This window comes from uncultured Mycobacterium sp., assembly GCF_964249325.1.
Taxonomy (GTDB): domain Bacteria; phylum Actinomycetota; class Actinomycetes; order Mycobacteriales; family Mycobacteriaceae; genus Mycobacterium.
In genome coordinates, this window is sequence record NZ_CAXUCH010000040.1 from 1 (window position 1) to 16,210 (window position 16,210).

Sequence of the window (16,210 nt, forward strand, 5' to 3'; positions counted from 1 at the left end):
CCCTCAGCGCCGGGCAACTACCCCCACGTGGTCACCCTGAATGCCTCCGAACACATCGGCCGGCCCGTGCAGTTTTCCATCAGGATCGGGAAGTCGAAAGTCGGGCACCGGAGTGCCCAGCGGAAGCATCGTCGACGGCACAGCAACCATGGCCTCAGCATGCCATCGCCGCTGGCGCTAGAGAAACGGCGCAAGGACTTCGTTCGTCGCAGCACGCAAGTTCGATTGGATTGTCGGGTCGTACGCCGCGGCATGAGCCTTGGCGTCATGCAAGCCGTCGAAGTAACGGCCCGTTACCGCCGCACCGGTCGGTTCAACAGCGAGGTTCATGACCGCTCGGACGCCCGTTGCTATGGATGAGATGGGCGGCACCCATGCTTGGCGAACCATGTGCGTATTCATCAGTGTCGCTGGGTGTAAGCAGTTGACGGTTATGGCGGTGTTGAGAAGCTCTCTGGCCAAGTCGAAGGTGAATGCAACCAATGCGAACTTGCTGCGGTAATAGGCCTTTGTGCCTGTGTAGTGGTGTTCCATGCGTAAGTCCGCGAAGTCTATCGGTGCCTGTCCTGCCGATGCGACGTTGACAATCCGCGCAGGCGCACCGCTGCGGAGGCTGGGCAGCAGTCGGCGAGTCAGCAGTGCAGCGGCGAGGTAATTGACTGCGAACCGCAGCTCGTGGCCGTCTGCGCTCAGGCTGCGCTTGCGATATGGGGGTCGACCCGGGCCTATGCCCGCGTTGTTGATGAGCAGATGGATCGCTGCGTGATCGGAGCTGACTCGCTGGGCGAGGGCCTGTGTTTGCTGCAGCGAGTCGAGATCCGCGAGATAGGTGTCGACGTTGCCGCCGGTTGCCTGTATCTGGGCGGCGACGTCCAGAGCCCGCTTAGAATCACGACCGTGCACGAGCACGTGCATGCCCCGCTCGGCGAGCGCAAGCGCGACTGCCCTGCCGAGGCCGGAGGTCGCTCCTGTTATCAGCGCGACGCGAGTGTTTTCCATCGGGGCCCCTTCGGGGATAGATTATCGCATAACGATTTCCCTTATGTAGCAATGGCTTTCACTGCTGGAATACCTACTACTTTGGTGGCTGGGAATATGGGTCAATGTGGGCGCTTGTCAGGAGACGGCCGAATGGCGCGAGTCGTCGACGCATGTCCTGTCGCAACGAGGAATGAGCGAATCGGCGGTGATTAGGGTGCAGCCATGAGTCTCGTCAGCTATGACCTCGAAGACCACATCGCCACCATCACGCTCAACCGTCCGGAGGCTCGTAATGCCATCAACGGCGCCCTCCGCCGCGAGCTCAACGCCGCTTGGGAGCGGTTCCGCGACGAGGAGGACGCCTGGGTAGGGATCTTGACGGCCAACGGCAGCGTCTTCTGCGCCGGGGCGGACCTGAATGATGGCGAGGGGGCGGTCGGCACGTTCGGCGGCACGTTTTGGGAAAAGCCGACGATCAATTCATTCGAGAGCGGGATGGAGCTGTTCAAGCCGACAATCGCCGCTGTGCACGGTCCATGCATCGGCTACGGGCTGACTGGTCTGCTGTTCTGCGACTTCGTCATCGCCAGTAGCGAGGCTGTGTTCTGCTTTCCGGAGGTGGCGATCGGGGTACCGACCATCGTGGGGGCGATCCGGCTCCCCCCGCGTGTGGGTTGGGCCAATGCCATGGAGTTGCTGCTGACCGGAAAGCCGATGAGTGCCGAGCGGGCCAAGGAAATCGGTCTGGTGTGGAAGCTGGTCAAGCCCGGCGAACTGCAGGCGGAGGCTCGCGAATGGGCTCGGACCCTCACAGAAGCCGCGCCCCTCGCCCAGCGGGCAACCAAAGAGGTGGCGTGGCGAACGGTGGATATGGGCTGGATTGAGGCTGTCCGCTTTGGTGAGACCATGCGCAAGGTGGCCGGGGCAACCGAGGATGCGGTAGAAGGCGTTCGGGCATGGCGCGAGAAGCGCAAGCCAGAGTGGCGAGGCCGCTGACGCCGGCAGGGGCGAGTGAGAACCGACGGCTGCCAACGTGGCGCGCATGAACGCCGATGACCCGGTCTGCTTGAATCACCTGGCAGCTAAGGCGATTGGGCTGGCTTTTCACTGCGGGTGGCTCACCAAGTAGTCGGTGACGGGGATCGGTGAAGGCTCGACGTAACCGATGGGCAACAGCACGTCACCAGCAGTCGTGTAGTAGTAGATGTCCCACCGGTAGTAGCTGGCGAACGCAGCGGGATCGGTTGCGAGCACGGCGGCGTAGTCGTCGATCGCCCGGACATACGGGGTCGAGTTGTTGTACCGGAAGATCGCGTGATCGTGGTTTTCTGCGAAGCCGTTGGCGGCGAGGAAGCGGCCGGCCGTCATGATGCTGTCGTGCAGCGAGCGGATATCGCCACCATCGCCGTATTCGGCGAAGGTCGTGGGTAGGAACTAAGCACGGCCTGCGATGACGACCGGTCGTGCAGGGCCTGTCGTTGACCCGGATTGCGCCGAGCAGCCGCCGAACGCGAACGTGATCGCGGCGACGACCAGCAACGTCATGCCGCAACGCATTGGACAGGACCGGTGCCCGGGATCAGGCGTTAACCGCCGCGTGTAGTTCACCCCACGCACCATGCTCCTTCATTTGCGAACTCACGACTTCAACAAAGCGTCGGCTATACAGTCCCACGCCATGAGGCGAGCAGGCGAAGATAGGCCCGATTCAACATTGCGCCGCCACCGATGAATACCGGGCACGCCACCAGTCATACCTATGAGACCGGACAACTCGATAACGAAGGTGAATTCAATGTCCAACGCCCTACCGCCAATCGTCGACCACCAAACCTGGCGTGCCGCACTCGACGAACTACGTAAGCGCGAGAAGGCCGCCACCCGCGAATTGGATGCGATCGCCGCTCAGCGGCGCCGTCTGCCGATGGTCGAATTGCCCGACTACACCCTGATCGGCGCCGACGGGCCCGTCCGCCTGGTCGATGTGTTCGACGGGCGCTCGCAGCTCATCACCTACCACCACATGTGGTCAGATGGCGCGGAGTGGCAGTGCCCCGGATGCACGGGCTTCACCTCTCAGTTCACCCGCCTGGAGTTCCTCGCCAACTACGACGCTCGCTTCGTCATCGTCACCAATGGGCCGATTGACGAGGCACTCGCCTACAAGCGCAAGGTCGGTAACCGGATGGAGTGGTACTCGTCATCGGAGAGTTCGTTCGGCGCCGGCATGGATGCACCTCCCGGCGGGGGCTTTGCGGTGAACGTGTTTCTGCGCGACGGCGACACCGTTTACCGCACGTGGCACACGAACGGACGAGGCACCGAACAGCTCAGCTACACGTTCGGGCTGATCGACATCCTGCCCTGGGGACGCCAGGAGGAATGGCAGGACTCACCTCAAGGTTGGCCCGCGCGGCCGACCTACTCTGGATGGCCGGATTCACCGGATATTGCCCGCGCTTACGGAGCAAAGGACAACGCATGACCGTCGACACCGAGCGCTACGTTGTCACCCGCACGATCGACGCCAGCCCGGAAGCGATTTTCGCCGTCCTGGCCGACCCCTCGCGCCATCACAGCACCGAGCCCAGCGACTGGGTGCGCGACGCGGTTGACACCGCACCGATCACCGGCACCGGCCAGATCTTCGCGATGAACATGTACCTCACAGCGGCCGGTGGTGACTACGTCACGTACAACCTGGTCAATGTGTTTGACAAGGACCGAGCCATCGGGTGGCTGCCCGGTGTGCTCGACGCCACGGGCAACCACACTGCCGGCGGTTGGTCCTGGCGCTACGACCTTGCTCCGAACGGGGACCGCACCGACGTCACTCTCACCTATGACTGGAGCGCCACACCGCAGGATTTCCGTGAGCGGGTCGGCGAGATGCCGATTTTCTCTGAGGACTATCTCGCGGCATCGCTGGAGACCCTAGAGCAATCGGTGGCGGGCTAATCCCAACTCGCCGAACATGCCCCCGCACCCCGCAGATCCAAGATTCGTTGGTCGAATGCGGCGAGTCACCGGTGAAATACGCCAGATATCCGGTCGTCGCTTGCGATGTCGCAACAGCGCGGCGCAACCAGTTGGTTGAGCAGCGGAATGCAAAAGCTTGTCATGTTCGATGGATTCTGCAAAATGCGCGTTAGGCTCCTCGATGTCACGGTCTCATCGCGTAGCAGGAGCACGATATGAACTCAGAGGCGCAAGGAATTGAGAAAGACGCCCGTCGGCTACGCGAATTCACTACATTCGACAAATTCTCTGATGATGAGCTGGAGCATCTCGTCCGAGCAGCACATCACACTTCGCGGTCGAAGCCATGGCCGCTGATTCGTGAGCAGACTCCGTCGGACGAATGCTACATCCTGCTCAGCGGTGAGGTAGGGGTCTACGTCGGTGAGGACCGCATCGCCGTGCTGGGCCCGGGCGAGGTGATCGGCGAATCTGCGCTGCGCCGTGGGAAATTGCGTTCTGCGACTGTAACGACGATGGGGCCGGCCGAGGTGCTGCGTATTGAGCGCGATGATCTTGCCCGCTTGCTCGACGAGATACCGGCACTGCGCGAAACCATGGAAGCTACGGCCGCCCGACACGCGCCTGTCGCCCGGCCGTCGAAGCCAAAACCGGCACGCTCAAAGGTAAGTGCGTCCGTCCCGACGGACTTGGTCGAGCGGTTCGAGCAGGCCGCCGACATCGCCGGTGTGGGTGTCGCTGCCGCGCTCGAGGATGCACTCACCCGGTGGATCGAACGGAACAGTACAGCGGAGTCGGGCAGGAAATGATTCACGGCGATAGTCGGCGGTGGGCCAATTCCCTGCCGCTAGCTGTCGGGCGCGGTGAAAATACCTGATTCCTTCGTCGTTCACCCGTCACCCTGACCGCGGCGCGGCTACCATCAGCCCACTAATAGCCACATCCCTCAGCCGATCACAGGAGGCGAAGGTGGCATCAAGGTTGAAGCAGCCGTGCTGTTTGGCACGCATCAGCCCTACAAGGTCGTCGACATCGAGCTGGACAAGCCCAAAGAACGCGAGGTGTTGGTTGAACTCACCGCGTCGGGACTTTGTCACACTGACGATCACCTCGTCACCGGTGACATGCCCGTGCCGCTGCCGATGGTCGCGGGTCATGAAGGCGCAGGCGTTGTCGTCGAACTCGGGCCGGAAGTGACCCGAGTCAAGGAAGGCGACCACGTCATCCTGCACGCACCGCCCAACTGTGGCCAATGCCGTTGGTGCGGCCCGCACGCGTCGATGACACCGGCCGCGCGATCACTGCCGAATTCAGCGCGCCGTCGGCTGGACCGCCACCATGGTTCGTCTACCGTCTGACGCCACGCAGCGCCACGGCACTGGCCACCGTCGGACCGGGCGGCGCAACAGGGCGGCGGTTCTGATCGCAACGCGCCGGCTTGCATCGCTCCCGGCACCGCGAGGTCGGCCTCGTGCGCACAACAGCGAGCGTTGCGAAGCGCGGTGAGATGCATCAGTCTTGCTGCCAGGATGCTCGTCGCGGTGGATGTGCAGTATGCGGAGCCCGCAGTGGTCACCGCTGTCGTGGGCTTCATCGACTGGTCCGACTCCACCGCGATGCTCGAATGCGTCTGCCGCACGGCAGTGACGCCCGCACCTTACGAGCCAGGGGCGTTCTACAGGCGGGAGCTGCCTTTTCTCATTGAGGCCGTCACCATGGTGGAACGGCGTCATCCGATCGAGGCGGTGGTGATCGATGGTCACGTGTGGCTCCGCAAGGGTCAACCCGGGCTGGGGGCGCGACTGCACGAAGCGCTCGGGCGAAAGACCATCATCGGTGTAGCAAAGGCCGCCTTCGCGGAAGGGAGCGCGGTCCCCGTGCTCCGCGGGTCCAGCAGCCGGCCGCTATTCGTCACTGCGGCAGGGATGAACGCGCAAGAAGCGGCCGAGCTCATCCGGGGCATGCACGGACCGCATCGGCTGCCCACTCTTCTTAAGCGCTCCGATCAACTCGCGCGCGGGCATGCGGCACCGGACCCCGCAAAGGCACTGACCGGTCAAACAGTCAGTCGCCTCGGCGACGAACCGGTGTCAACGCTTACCGCGCTGCTCACCAAGGTCAGCCGACATCCACGGCTGCCCAAGCGCCGCCGAGCCATCTAAGCGGCGGATTGTGATCGCCGTCATCTGCGCCATGCCCATGGAGCTGCGTCCGCTGCGCCGGCGCCTTCGGCTCCGGAAGACTGCGCTGGGCTACGTCGGCAAGTTTGGCGGCCGGCTAGTGATCGCGTCGATCAGCGGGATCGGCACGGCGCGGGCCCATGCTGCGACGGTCCGACTGCTGGACGCCGTCGACATCGAGTGGGTGATTGTCGTTGGCATTACCGGCGCTATCGACAACGAGACGCGGATCGGGACGCTGGTGTTGCCAGAGCTGGTTGCCAACGGCGCCGACGGCTCGCAGTACCGGCCGAAGCCGCTCCCGCTCGGCAACACTCATGGAGTGATGTGGACAACCGATAGCGTCCTTGTCGATCCGGCGGTACACGCCGGGCTGCGGGCCCGAGGCGTCATCTCGGTTGACATGGAGACGGCCGCTATCGCGAAGGTGTGCGACGAGCGCGGCGTGCCCTGGTCGGTGGTGCGTGCGATCAGCGACCGGGCCACCGACGCGAGCGTGGACGCTGACATTATCGACCTGTGTCACCCGGACGGCAGGGTGAATTACCTCGCCGTCGCCCGCTACGTGACCAGCCACCCGGGCGCGGTGCCCCGCCTGGTCCGCCTGGCCAGAGATTCCAAGCTGGCAATCGAGAGGGCGGCCGACGCCGCGATCAGAGGTCTCGCAATGTCGTTTCCGCGGTGACCTATTCGCCGCCGCGGGCTATCGGGCGGTCCGGGTCAGAAATCCACTCCGACCATGAGCCCGGAAACAGCGCTGCCCGGTAACCCACTGCGGCGAGCGCGGCGACGGTAACGGTCGCATTGACCCCTGATCCGCAATAGATGCCCAGCCGACGCCCAGGATCGACGCCACGGTCGGAAAGCTGCTGGGCGAGCGCCTCGTTCGGCAGAAACGTTCCGTCGCTGGCCAAGACGACGGTACTTGGCAGATTCCGTGCGTTTGGAATGTGACCGGCAACCGGGTCGACAGGCTCGGTGTCGCCGCGAAATCTCTCAGGTGCCCGTGCATCAAGCAGAGTCACGTCGGCTGAGCCTGCCTGCTGCGCCGTCAACGTGGCGAGGCCTCCTGCGTACAGATCACTATGCGCCACAGTGACATTTCCGGGCCGCGGGCTGACAGGCCCGGTGTGGATGGCGCCGCCGGCTGACCGCCACGCCGCCAGGCCGCCGTCCAAAATGCGTACATCTGCCACCCCGGCGGCGGTCAGCACCCACCATGCCCGTGACGAGCCGACCCGGTTCCAATCGTCATAGACGACAACCGGCACACCCTGGCAGATGCCCCATCGGCGTGCGGCAGCCTCGAGGCGACGCCCGGAAGGGAGCGGATGGCGTCCTCGCCCGCGGATCGTGTGATCGCTGAGCTCCTCCTCCAGCGACACATATACCGCCCCTGGTAGATGACCCTGCATGTAGGCCGCACGCCCATCGGGTTCGTCCAGGCGCCAACGCACGTCAAGGATCGTCAGCGCAGTGCCGGCTTCGATGAGGCGCGCCAACTCACCCGCTGTGATCAGGACCTGGGTATGCGTGCTCACCGACACAGAGCCCCTATGAGTGAACACCCCCTCATCTTCAACATATAGCGGACCGGGGGGCTTGCGGCAAGGCCCGGGGCATGCCGCAAAATCGCTGCTCCGAGCTAAAACTCAGTGGAGGGGGTTTCACAGTGGTCAGCACATCAGTGCCGGATAAGTCGCCTCGAGAGGTCGAATCGAATCATGCTGTGGTGCTTGCCGGCGGGGGCCCGACAGGGCTGATGTTGGCAGGTGAGTTGGCGTCGGCAGGAGTCGACGTTGCCATCATCGAGCGGCGCGACACGCAAGACCTGATTGGCGCGCGTGCCGGGGGCCTGCATTCACGCACCATCGAGATTGTCGATCAACGCGGAATCGCGGAGCGGTTCATCTCGCAGGGACAGGTAGCGCAGGTCGCGGGGTTCTCCCAGATTCGTCTGGACATCAGCGATTTTCCCACCCGGCATCCCTACGGGCTTGCGCTGTGGCAAAACGAGATCGAGCGCATACTGGCGGGCTGGGTCGACGAGCTGGCCGTGCCGATCTATCGCGGGCGTGAAGTGACCGGTTTCGTCCAAGACGACACTGGCGTCGACGTCAGGGCATCCGACGGTCACTTTGTGCGGGCGGAATATCTCGTCGGATGCGACGGTGGCCGTAGTTTGGTTCGTAAAGCTGCCGGCATCGAGTTCCCTGGATGGGATCCGACGACCAGCTATCTGCTCGCCGAGGTCGAAATCGCCTTCGAGACAGGCCAAGAGCCGGAGTGGGGCATCCGCCACGACGCCCTTGGCGTCCATGCCGTCTCGAGGTCGGAGGACGAAGGCCCAGTGCGGGTCATGGTGACCGAGCAGCACCTCGGCCCCAGCAGCGAACCCACATTGCGGGATCTCAGCGACGCGTTGATCGCGGTATACGGGACGGACTACGGAATCCACAGTCCGGCCTGGATTTCCCGATTCACCGATGCGGCGCGACAGGCCGCGGCCTATCGCGACGGACGGGTCATGCTGGCCGGCGACGCCGCACACGTGCATCACCCGGTGGGCGGACAGGGCCTCAACACCGGTGTCCAGGATGCCGTCAACCTGGGATGGAAGCTGGCCCAGGTGGTCAACCAGACATCGCCGGAAAGCCTTCTCGATACCTACCATGCCGAACGGCACCCGGTGGGTGCGCGCGTCCTGCGCAACGCGATGGCGCAAATGGCGCTTCTTCGCTGCCCTGACGACGACCGCACCAAGGCCTTGCGCGAGACGGTCTCTGAGCTTCTCAGCATGGACGAACCTCGCAAACGATTCGGTGCGATGATGTCCGGTCTGGACATCCATTACGACCTGGGTGACGGCCATCCGCTGCTGGGGCGCCGCATGCCCGATCTCGACATCGTCACAGCCGACGGCCCGACGCGGGTATTCACCCTGCTGCACGACGCGCGCCCGGTGCTACTCAACGTCGGTGAGCCCGGCGCGTTCGATATCACCCCATGGGCAAGCAGGGTTCGGTTGATCGATGCCAAATATCCTGGTGCGTGGGAGCTTCCGGTACTTGGCGCGGTCACTGGTCCCCCTGCCGTGTTGATACGTCCCGACGGATACGTCGCCTGGGTGGGAGACGGCACAGCTACCGGATTGCGCGACACGCTGACCACCTGGTGCGGATCGCCATGATCACTTCTGCGCTCTGTTGCAGGCGTGCAGCGATTGCTCGCAATCGGATCGCGAACTGGCCTGCGAACCGGCACCCATAACCGCAGTCTAAGGGCCGTGATGTTCGGGCCTGCCCGTGCGACCACCCGACCGACCACGCCGAATTGCGTGGTCCACAGCCTGCGCTTGCTGCCCCCGGTATGCGCTTAGACTCCAAGAGGCCCGCTAACTCTAAGAAAGAAGCGCTGGTCACTTGCTGAACCGAACCACTGATCGCCCGCACCGACGTTCGTCGATCAGGACACGCTGATGGACGATAGCGACACCGCACGACGGGGCCGCGATCTTGCCGTCGACTTCTACCGGGTGTCAGGCGTGCTCGTCATCGTGCTCGGTCACTGGCTGGCCGCATGTGTGACCTATGACGACGGGCAGTTTGGCCGGCAAAACCCACTCGTCGACCTCCCCTGGACACACTGGCTGACATGGCTTTTCCAGGCGGTCCCGGTGTTCTTTCTAGTGGCCGGCTACGCCGGTGCGGTGTCTTGGATGCATTGGCGCGACGGCGGTATGTCGCGCCGGGGTTGGCTTCGGCGTCGACTGGCCCGAGTACTCGGCCCCACAGCGGTTTACGTCACGCTGGTTTCGGTAGTGGTGGCCGTCTTGGATATGTGCGGCGTGGCCCGTGCCGCGCTGGAGTACGCAGGCTGGGCGGTGGCGATGCACCTGTGGTTTCTCGCTGTGTACCTGTTGGTGGTCGCGCTGACGCCCATTGCGATTGCTGCACAACGGCATTGGGGGCTGTTGGTGCCGGCGGTGCTGACGGCGGCGGTCGCGTTGGTGGACGTCGTCTCAATCGGTGCCCATGTCCCCTACCTCGGCTGGCTGAATTACCTGCTGTGCTGGGCGACGCTCTACCAACTCGGAATGGCTTGGCGCGAAGGGCTGTTAGCCGGCCGCAGGATCGTGCTGCTGGCCACGGGATCGGCGATCGCGCTGGCATTGCTTATCTGGCTGGCGCACTATCCGGTCAGCATGATCGGGGTGCCCGGCCAAAAGGTGGACAACTCGGCGCCGCCCACGGTGGTGATGCTGGCCTTCGCCTGCGCGCAGGCCGGGGTGGCGATCGCGGTAGCGCCGTTGCTCAACCGTGTGTTGCGCCCCAGGCGCGTGCAGCGCCTTCTCCACGCTGCCAACGGCAATGTGATGGCCCTGTACCTGTGGCACATGGTGCCGGTCATCATCGTGGCGCTGGTCGGCTATCCGTCCGGATTGTTGCCGCAACCGGCGGAAGGAACTACGGCGTGGTGGCTGGCCCGACTGGAATGGGTGGTCATCCTTTGCCTCGTGACAGCGGCCGAGCTCGCGCTGTTGTGGTGGCGGCGAGGGTTTTTCGCGGCGCCGCTCCCCGCGTTCGGTACGCAGCTCGGGAGTCAATGGGCGGTACCAGTCATGCTGACAGGTGCCGTATTGACGGTGTACGGTCTCGCATTCTTCGCCTATGCGGGGTTTGCCCCCGCGGGGCACTTTCCCTGGCTCACCGCGCTGGTTTTCGCTGCCGGGGTGATCCTGGTGGCGTTGTGTCGCGCAGAGATCAGCTCGCGATCGACTGCCGGATCGGCCTCCCGCTAGCCTCGGCTTCGGCGGGGCACGCCACTCATTCGGCCAACGCGCGGCCCACGACCAACGGATCCGGCTCTCCCACAACCTAACTGTCCTTCTCGTCGTAGTCGGCCTTGGCGAGAACGTGGCGCATGGCGTTCATGCGGGCTCGCTTCTTGTCGTTGCTTTTGACGACGATCCACGGAGCGATGTCGCAATCGGTGGCGCTGAACGTTTCCTTCTTCGCCGCGGTGTAGTCGTCCCATCTGTCCGAAGACTCAAGGTCCATCTCCGAGAACTTCCACTGCTTCACTGGGTCGACCAGCCGGATGGCGAACCTGGTGCGCTGTTCGGCGGGTGAAACGGAGAACCACAGCTTGGTCAGGCTTATCCCGTCATTGACCAGCAGTGTTCGATAGCGGTGCCTGCTCGAGGAATTCGGCGTGCTGAGCCGGAGTACAAAATCCCATCACCTTCTCGACGACCGCAAGGTTGTACCACGACCGGTCGAACAACACTATCTCCCCACCGGCACGCAGGTGGCTCACGTAACGCTGGAAATACCACTGCGTTTGCTCGCGTTCGCCGGTCGTACGGATATCCCTCGCGCCAGGTGTCTACAGGACTGCCATCGCGATTGGGCAGAACTGGATCGTCGGGGTCCTCATCGTCGACGGTGTATCCGTGTTCGGGAGTCGAAAGGTCTTTCAGATCAATCTGTGTCATGGTCAGACGTTCCCGCTCGCAGTAGTGGGTTTCCGGGTCAACAGACGGTTAAAGTGCAACGTCACGAGGTTGTTTGCGGGCACTGCGGAAGCCGGTGCAGTCTGCCGGGGTCGTTGCCCTCCAGCTTGAGATAGCGTCGTCCGTCCGCTGTGGTGGCAGCACTGATCGGCAGCTCCCTGCCGTCGGCGCTGTCGAGTTCCACGAATAGCTGCAGTTCTCCGGATTCGACGAACAACATCGCGTCATCGTTGGAAAGTTTCCAGGGCTGCCCGTCGCCGGGCCATCGCCCACCGACCAGCCGGATGTTGCCGCGGCCGTCCTCCTGCCCCTCGTCAGCTTCAGCAATGACGCAGCTGACCCACAGTTTCCCCGGAAGTGGACGGAAGTACACGGCGAGACGCTGGCGGTTGAGATTCACGTCGACCGGTATTCCGATGGGCGGCAGCGATGTGCCCTCCGGATGGTCGTTTAGTGATTTCTTGACTTGACGTGACCCGATGCCCGTGCCGAACCAGTCAATCGTCAGCACGGTGGTGATGTACTGCGCGATCGCGAGTGACAGCAGACCGCCGGCACCACCAGCACCCACTCCTGCAGCTCCGACTGCCCAGGTGACTGGCAGCGCAAGCAGCCCGACAATAGCGGCGGCGCCAGCAGCTGCGGCGGTCTTGCCGGCTGTTGTTAGGGTGAAGTCCGGATTCACTTCTGGCTCAGGAGGATTCTGTGTGGGCCGCACCCCCACGGTCCTCGGAAGTGCATCGAACCGTTCGCTGACTCGCTTGACTTCCGCCTCGTAGTCCTGGTCGCTTAGCTCACCGGCGCGCTTCTTGTCGCCGGCTGTCTTCAACGCCTGTTCGAGACTCTCGATGTTTTCCACGTCGGCTCCCAAGGCCTCCGTGCCTTTCGGGTCGCGCGGGATGTCGTCAAGGCGCATCTCGTAGGTCACCTTGAAGGTGGCGTTGAAGTCGTAGAGCTTCGTTTCGGCACTCACCGTGCCGTCGATGACCAACCGGCCATCCCCGGTTCGCGGCACAATATCGGTGTCTAAGGCGTCCAGACTGCGCTCTTGGCCGCCGACCTTGATGGTCTTCGGTCCCTCCAGCAGGCAAGGTACGTCGGCGGCGAAGTCGCTCTCGTCGAGATCGAAGCTTTTCATCACGGTGTCGCGGACCTGCCGCAGGACGCTCCACCCGGTGACCGCCAATCCGGTCTTTTCGTGCGGGTTTTCAGCGAGGACGGACGCGGGAAGCTCCTCGCCGGACGGCAGTGCGCGCAGCGTTTTCAGCTGGACCACCAAAGATTCATGGGTGTCGTCGCCCACGTCGAAGCGCTGCACAATGGCGTCGAGAGCCTTGAAAGTGCTGTCGTCTTGCGCTTCGGGGTCCACGTCCACCGGCGATGGCAACAGATTCACGACGCCGTCGTCGCCGAACTTGCCGACCTCTGGGCGGACGGCGTCGGCGATCTGGGCGGCCAGCGAATCAAGCACCCTGGTTCTCGCCTCGTCGTCAGAAAGGCTGGGATGTCGCAGCTTTTCCAGGTTCACCATCAGTTCCCCGGCGATGCTGTGGGTTATCCAGTACGCCTCGGCATAGTCGAGTTCCCAAGTGATCCGCGGATCTTGCCCGGCAAAAACGGTGTCGCCTTGGGGGCGGCGCTCGATGTGCGGACCGAACAGCCGCGCGGCGTACTGGTCGCGCAGCGACGTGGCCACCAGTACAGGAGCATCTTGCGCATCGAAGTTCAGTGCGATGGTCTGCTTGCCCGGCTCCGTTTCGTGCGGCTCGAGCTGATCATGAATCGTCAACCGGCCGAACAGCGGAATCTCGTTGTACGGTATCTCGCGTGACTCGCCGGCGCGCGGACCGTCGGGCACGGTGATAGTTAGCGGCGGCAGCGACACCAGCGGAATACAGGTCACCGAATCCAGGACGATTTTCGAATCGAAGATCACCAGGTCGATCGCGAAATGGCGCAACGGATCATGGGCCTGACCGCCGATCTCCTCCTGCCACAACCGCTGATGCGAATCAAGGACGAACCAGACGCGATCCAGCGTGAGATCAAGAGTGGCCGTCGCAGAGTAGCCGGTTCCGTCGACCGACTGCGTGTACCTGTCGCCGCTGAACATGTCGACCGTCTGATCCTGGACGCGTTGACGGTGAATCTCGATGATCGTGTCGGGGCGATCCATGCCAATCGTGTGACCGTCGGCGTTCTTGCTCAAACGTCCGCACCAGCGGCTGGGTGGCCGTGATCAGGACCCGGCCGCGATGCAAGGCGTCAGACAGGCCACGCCTCGCGCCGCCAGGCGGCGTCCCAGAACATCCACTCATAGCGGGCGGTCGTGGCGAAGTGCGCCCGGGCGCGGGCCTCATCGGCGGCGGAGAGGCTCTGGCCGACATGATCAGCCAGACCGAGCACCTCGGCAACGATGGCTTGATACTCGTCGCCCGCGTAGGTATCGATCCAGCTCTGGTAGCGCGGATCGGCCGAGCCGCGCTTGACCAGTTCGCCGCCCACCTCGGCATAGATCCAATAGCACGGCAGTATCGCCGCGAGCCCGTCGGCGAAGGTGCCGCTGTAGGCGGTGGCCAGCAGGTAACTCGTGTAAGCGCGGGTCGTCGGTGCGACGGGCATGGCATCCGTGTTCGCAATGCCCAGTTGGGTCAGCAGTGAGGCGTGCAGGGCGAGCTCGACGTCGACGATGCCGGCGGCGTGCCGCGCGAACATGCCGACGCCGCCCGGGCTGGGCGCCTTGCTGCCCACCACCGTCAGCGCGCGGGCAAAATCGTGCAAGTAGTATGCGTCTTGGATGAGGTAGTGGGCGAACGTATCGGGGTCCAGGCTGCCGTCGGCTAGGCCGGCCAGGAACGGGTGCTGCAGGATCGCCGCGTAGATGCCGGCCACCTCGGCCCACAGCCGTCCGGTCCAACCGTCTCGCGTCACGCCTGCGATGATCCCAGCCCGATGACAGCTGTTGCGCCGCCTCGACTGACAAATACCGACCGCGATGGTTGAGTCGCAGTGTGCGATCCACCGAGGTTGGGGTTATCGGCGCCGGGATTGTGGGTTTAGCGACCGCCTACGCCCTAACCGAGCGCGGGGTCTCAGCGACGCTCTATGAGCGGGGCGTGCCCGGGCATGGTCAGTCGGGCGGGGAGTCACGCATCTTTCGGCATGGCCACGACGACCCTCGCATGGTTGATTTCGCCAAGTGCGGCCGGCTGATCTGGGATGAGTGGGCTGAGCGTTTCGGCATCGAACTGGTCTCCAGCGATGGCGTTGTCGCGATCGGGGCTTCCGCCGAGCGCCGGCTTGGCGTGCTCCAAGATGTCGGCGGTATCTCGGTCCGGCGCATCGACGCCGAGGAGCTGCATGAGCGGTTGCCTATTCTGGCCGGCTTCGACGGCGTTGTCGTGCTTGACGAACGCGGCGGCTCGATTAGGACCAGCGCGGCGATTTCTGCACTCACCGCCGCGCTGGCTGACCGGCTCGTCGCCGACGAGGTGCTGTTGGTGCGTGCCACACCCGCAGGCACTGTCGAGGTCCGCGCTGGCGGTGTTGCCGCAGAGCACCGCAGCGTGGTCGTGTGCGCTGGCCGTGGCACTAGTGCGCTTGCTCGCGGGATGGGTCTTGCTCTACCCGTACGCAACGGGGCCCATGTGCGCCTTACCTACGACATCCGCGGAGAGCCGCCGCGGACACTGGCATGCCTACAGGACAGCAGTGGCGTATTCGGCGAAACCGGCGTCTATGCCGCGGCGCTGCCCGGCAATGGTCGATACGCCGTCGGGCTCAGCGACCATGTCGATGCCCCTGAGGGTGGACTGCTGGATCCCCCGGCCCTCGCCCAACTTGCTGAGCGGGCCAGCGTCTACGTCAAGCGTGCCCTACCCGGCCTTGATACCGAGCCCGTTGATGTCCGCCATTGCTGGGTCACCGAACTCCCGTGGGGTTCGGACGGCCTGGGCGTGTGGTCGGTCCACAACGTCTTTTTTGTTGCGGGCCACAACCTTTTCAAGCACGCGCCGGCACTTGGTCGTGCGCTGGCAGCTGCAGCTACAGGTGACGACCTGGCCGAACAACTGCGGCCCGACGCGCAGCTGGGCGGTCCGCCTAGCTAGCGTCCGCTGGCGCTCGAATGTGCAAGACCCATAGTCTAGCAACAGGTTTGGGTCACGGCGCTGAGCAGGCAACGTACCAGTAGCGAGAGCCGCGCGGATGCTTCGTGCATTACTTGGTGGGATTGCCTATTCCCATTCGTGCCCGGCGTTCTTCCTTATATCGTGCACCTGTGCGTGAGATGAACCGTCGCAGTGTGATGTTGATGCTGGGAATCGGCGCTATGGCAGCCGCGACTTCCCTCCCCAAAGCTGGTGCCCACCCGTCATCACCACCGATGCCGGCGCCCACCGCACCGCCTGGTGCCACCACCGGTGGCTACCTTTTTCACGACGAGTTCGATGGACCGGCCGGTTCAGCGCCCAATCCGGCGAACTGGACAGTGGCCACACATCGGACGCCGATCACGAACCCGGTGGGATGGGACAGACCCGACTTTTTCTACCAG

Annotated in this window: 15 protein-coding genes and 3 pseudogenes (1 of these 18 cut by a window edge); 11 read left to right on the top strand and 7 right to left on the bottom strand. The window is 63.9% G+C overall.

Translation table 11 applies throughout. The features are described from left to right. Positions 1 to 3: 3 nt before the first annotated feature. Both ACFE99_RS07645 and ACFE99_RS07650 read right to left on the bottom strand, forming a co-directional pair. Positions 4 to 150 carry a hypothetical protein gene (locus ACFE99_RS07645; protein ID WP_375483965.1) on the bottom strand — a complete coding sequence of 49 codons (147 nt, stop codon included), beginning with the start codon at positions 148 to 150 and terminating at the stop codon, positions 4 to 6. 27 nt (positions 151 to 177) lie between these two features. Continuing rightward, positions 178 to 999, bottom strand: coding sequence for an SDR family NAD(P)-dependent oxidoreductase (locus tag ACFE99_RS07650; RefSeq protein ID WP_375483967.1), 822 nt, complete (start codon positions 997 to 999; stop codon positions 178 to 180). A 204-nt stretch (positions 1,000 to 1,203) separates the two neighbouring features. Between ACFE99_RS07650 and ACFE99_RS07655 the strand changes: the two genes are divergently transcribed. Further along, a complete protein-coding gene (locus tag ACFE99_RS07655) occupies positions 1,204 to 1,977 on the top strand; it encodes an enoyl-CoA hydratase/isomerase family protein (RefSeq protein WP_375483969.1) in 774 nt (257 codons plus the stop codon). Between the two features lie 108 nt (positions 1,978 to 2,085). Here the strand turns inward: ACFE99_RS07655 and ACFE99_RS07660 are convergent. After that, positions 2,086 to 2,415, bottom strand: a pseudogene (locus tag ACFE99_RS07660) (lytic transglycosylase domain-containing protein); the annotation flags it as partial. Between the two features lie 361 nt (positions 2,416 to 2,776). Here ACFE99_RS07660 and ACFE99_RS07665 point away from each other — a divergent pair. The 6 genes from ACFE99_RS07665 (at position 2,777) to ACFE99_RS07690 (ending at position 6,825) form a co-directional block, all read left to right on the top strand. Then, positions 2,777 to 3,466, top strand: a complete 690-nt coding sequence (locus tag ACFE99_RS07665; RefSeq protein ID WP_375483971.1) for a DUF899 domain-containing protein — start codon at positions 2,777 to 2,779, stop codon at positions 3,464 to 3,466. Beyond that, positions 3,463 to 3,939: an SRPBCC family protein gene (locus ACFE99_RS07670; protein ID WP_375483973.1), complete on the top strand. Its 477-nt coding sequence runs from the start codon at positions 3,463 to 3,465 to the stop codon at positions 3,937 to 3,939. The genes ACFE99_RS07665 and ACFE99_RS07670 overlap by 4 nt, the downstream gene beginning before the upstream one ends. 236 nt (positions 3,940 to 4,175) lie before the next feature. Next, on the top strand, positions 4,176 to 4,769 hold the full coding sequence (locus tag ACFE99_RS07675; RefSeq protein WP_375483975.1) for a cyclic nucleotide-binding domain-containing protein: 594 nt from the start codon (positions 4,176 to 4,178) through the stop codon (positions 4,767 to 4,769). 183 nt (positions 4,770 to 4,952) lie between these two features. Continuing rightward, entirely contained in the window at positions 4,953 to 5,318 is a 366-nt protein-coding gene (locus ACFE99_RS07680; RefSeq protein ID WP_375483977.1) for an alcohol dehydrogenase catalytic domain-containing protein, read from the top strand. Positions 5,319 to 5,489: 171 nt separating this feature from the next. Next, complete coding sequence (locus ACFE99_RS07685) at positions 5,490 to 6,122, top strand: endonuclease V (RefSeq protein WP_375483979.1); 633 nt, start codon at positions 5,490 to 5,492, stop codon at positions 6,120 to 6,122. A gap of 10 nt (positions 6,123 to 6,132) precedes the next feature. Next, positions 6,133 to 6,825 (top strand): hypothetical protein, encoded by a 693-nt coding sequence (locus tag ACFE99_RS07690; protein WP_375483981.1) that lies wholly within the window; start codon positions 6,133 to 6,135, stop codon positions 6,823 to 6,825. Between the two features lies 1 nt (position 6,826). Here ACFE99_RS07690 and ACFE99_RS07695 read toward each other — a convergent pair whose 3' ends face one another. Continuing rightward, positions 6,827 to 7,681 carry a sulfurtransferase gene (locus ACFE99_RS07695; protein ID WP_375483983.1) on the bottom strand — a complete coding sequence of 285 codons (855 nt, stop codon included), beginning with the start codon at positions 7,679 to 7,681 and terminating at the stop codon, positions 6,827 to 6,829. 131 nt (positions 7,682 to 7,812) lie between these two features. On the opposite strand from ACFE99_RS07695, the gene ACFE99_RS07700 reads away from it, so the two are divergent. Then, a complete protein-coding gene (locus tag ACFE99_RS07700; RefSeq protein ID WP_375483985.1) occupies positions 7,813 to 9,330 on the top strand; it encodes an FAD-dependent monooxygenase in 1,518 nt (505 codons plus the stop codon). 288 nt (positions 9,331 to 9,618) lie between these two features. Continuing rightward, positions 9,619 to 10,941 carry an acyltransferase gene (locus ACFE99_RS07705; protein WP_375483987.1) on the top strand — a complete coding sequence of 441 codons (1,323 nt, stop codon included), beginning with the start codon at positions 9,619 to 9,621 and terminating at the stop codon, positions 10,939 to 10,941. 76 nt (positions 10,942 to 11,017) lie between these two features. Here ACFE99_RS07705 and ACFE99_RS07710 read toward each other — a convergent pair. From ACFE99_RS07710 to tenA, 3 genes and pseudogenes are all read right to left on the bottom strand, one after another. After that, positions 11,018 to 11,637: pseudogene (locus ACFE99_RS07710) on the bottom strand (hypothetical protein). Between the two features lie 61 nt (positions 11,638 to 11,698). Next, entirely contained in the window at positions 11,699 to 13,831 is a 2,133-nt protein-coding gene (locus ACFE99_RS07715) for a hypothetical protein (RefSeq protein ID WP_375483989.1), read from the bottom strand. An 89-nt stretch (positions 13,832 to 13,920) separates the two neighbouring features. Continuing rightward, positions 13,921 to 14,586 (bottom strand): thiaminase II, encoded by a 666-nt coding sequence (tenA, locus tag ACFE99_RS07720; RefSeq protein ID WP_375483991.1) that lies wholly within the window; start codon positions 14,584 to 14,586, stop codon positions 13,921 to 13,923. Between the two features lie 80 nt (positions 14,587 to 14,666). Here tenA and ACFE99_RS07725 point away from each other — a divergent pair, with 80 nt between their 5' ends. After that, entirely contained in the window at positions 14,667 to 15,764 is a 1,098-nt protein-coding gene (locus ACFE99_RS07725; protein ID WP_375483993.1) for an NAD(P)/FAD-dependent oxidoreductase, read from the top strand. A gap of 179 nt (positions 15,765 to 15,943) precedes the next feature. Continuing rightward, a pseudogene (locus ACFE99_RS07730) lies at positions 15,944 to 16,210 on the top strand (1,3-beta-glucanase) (it continues 604 nt past the right edge of the window).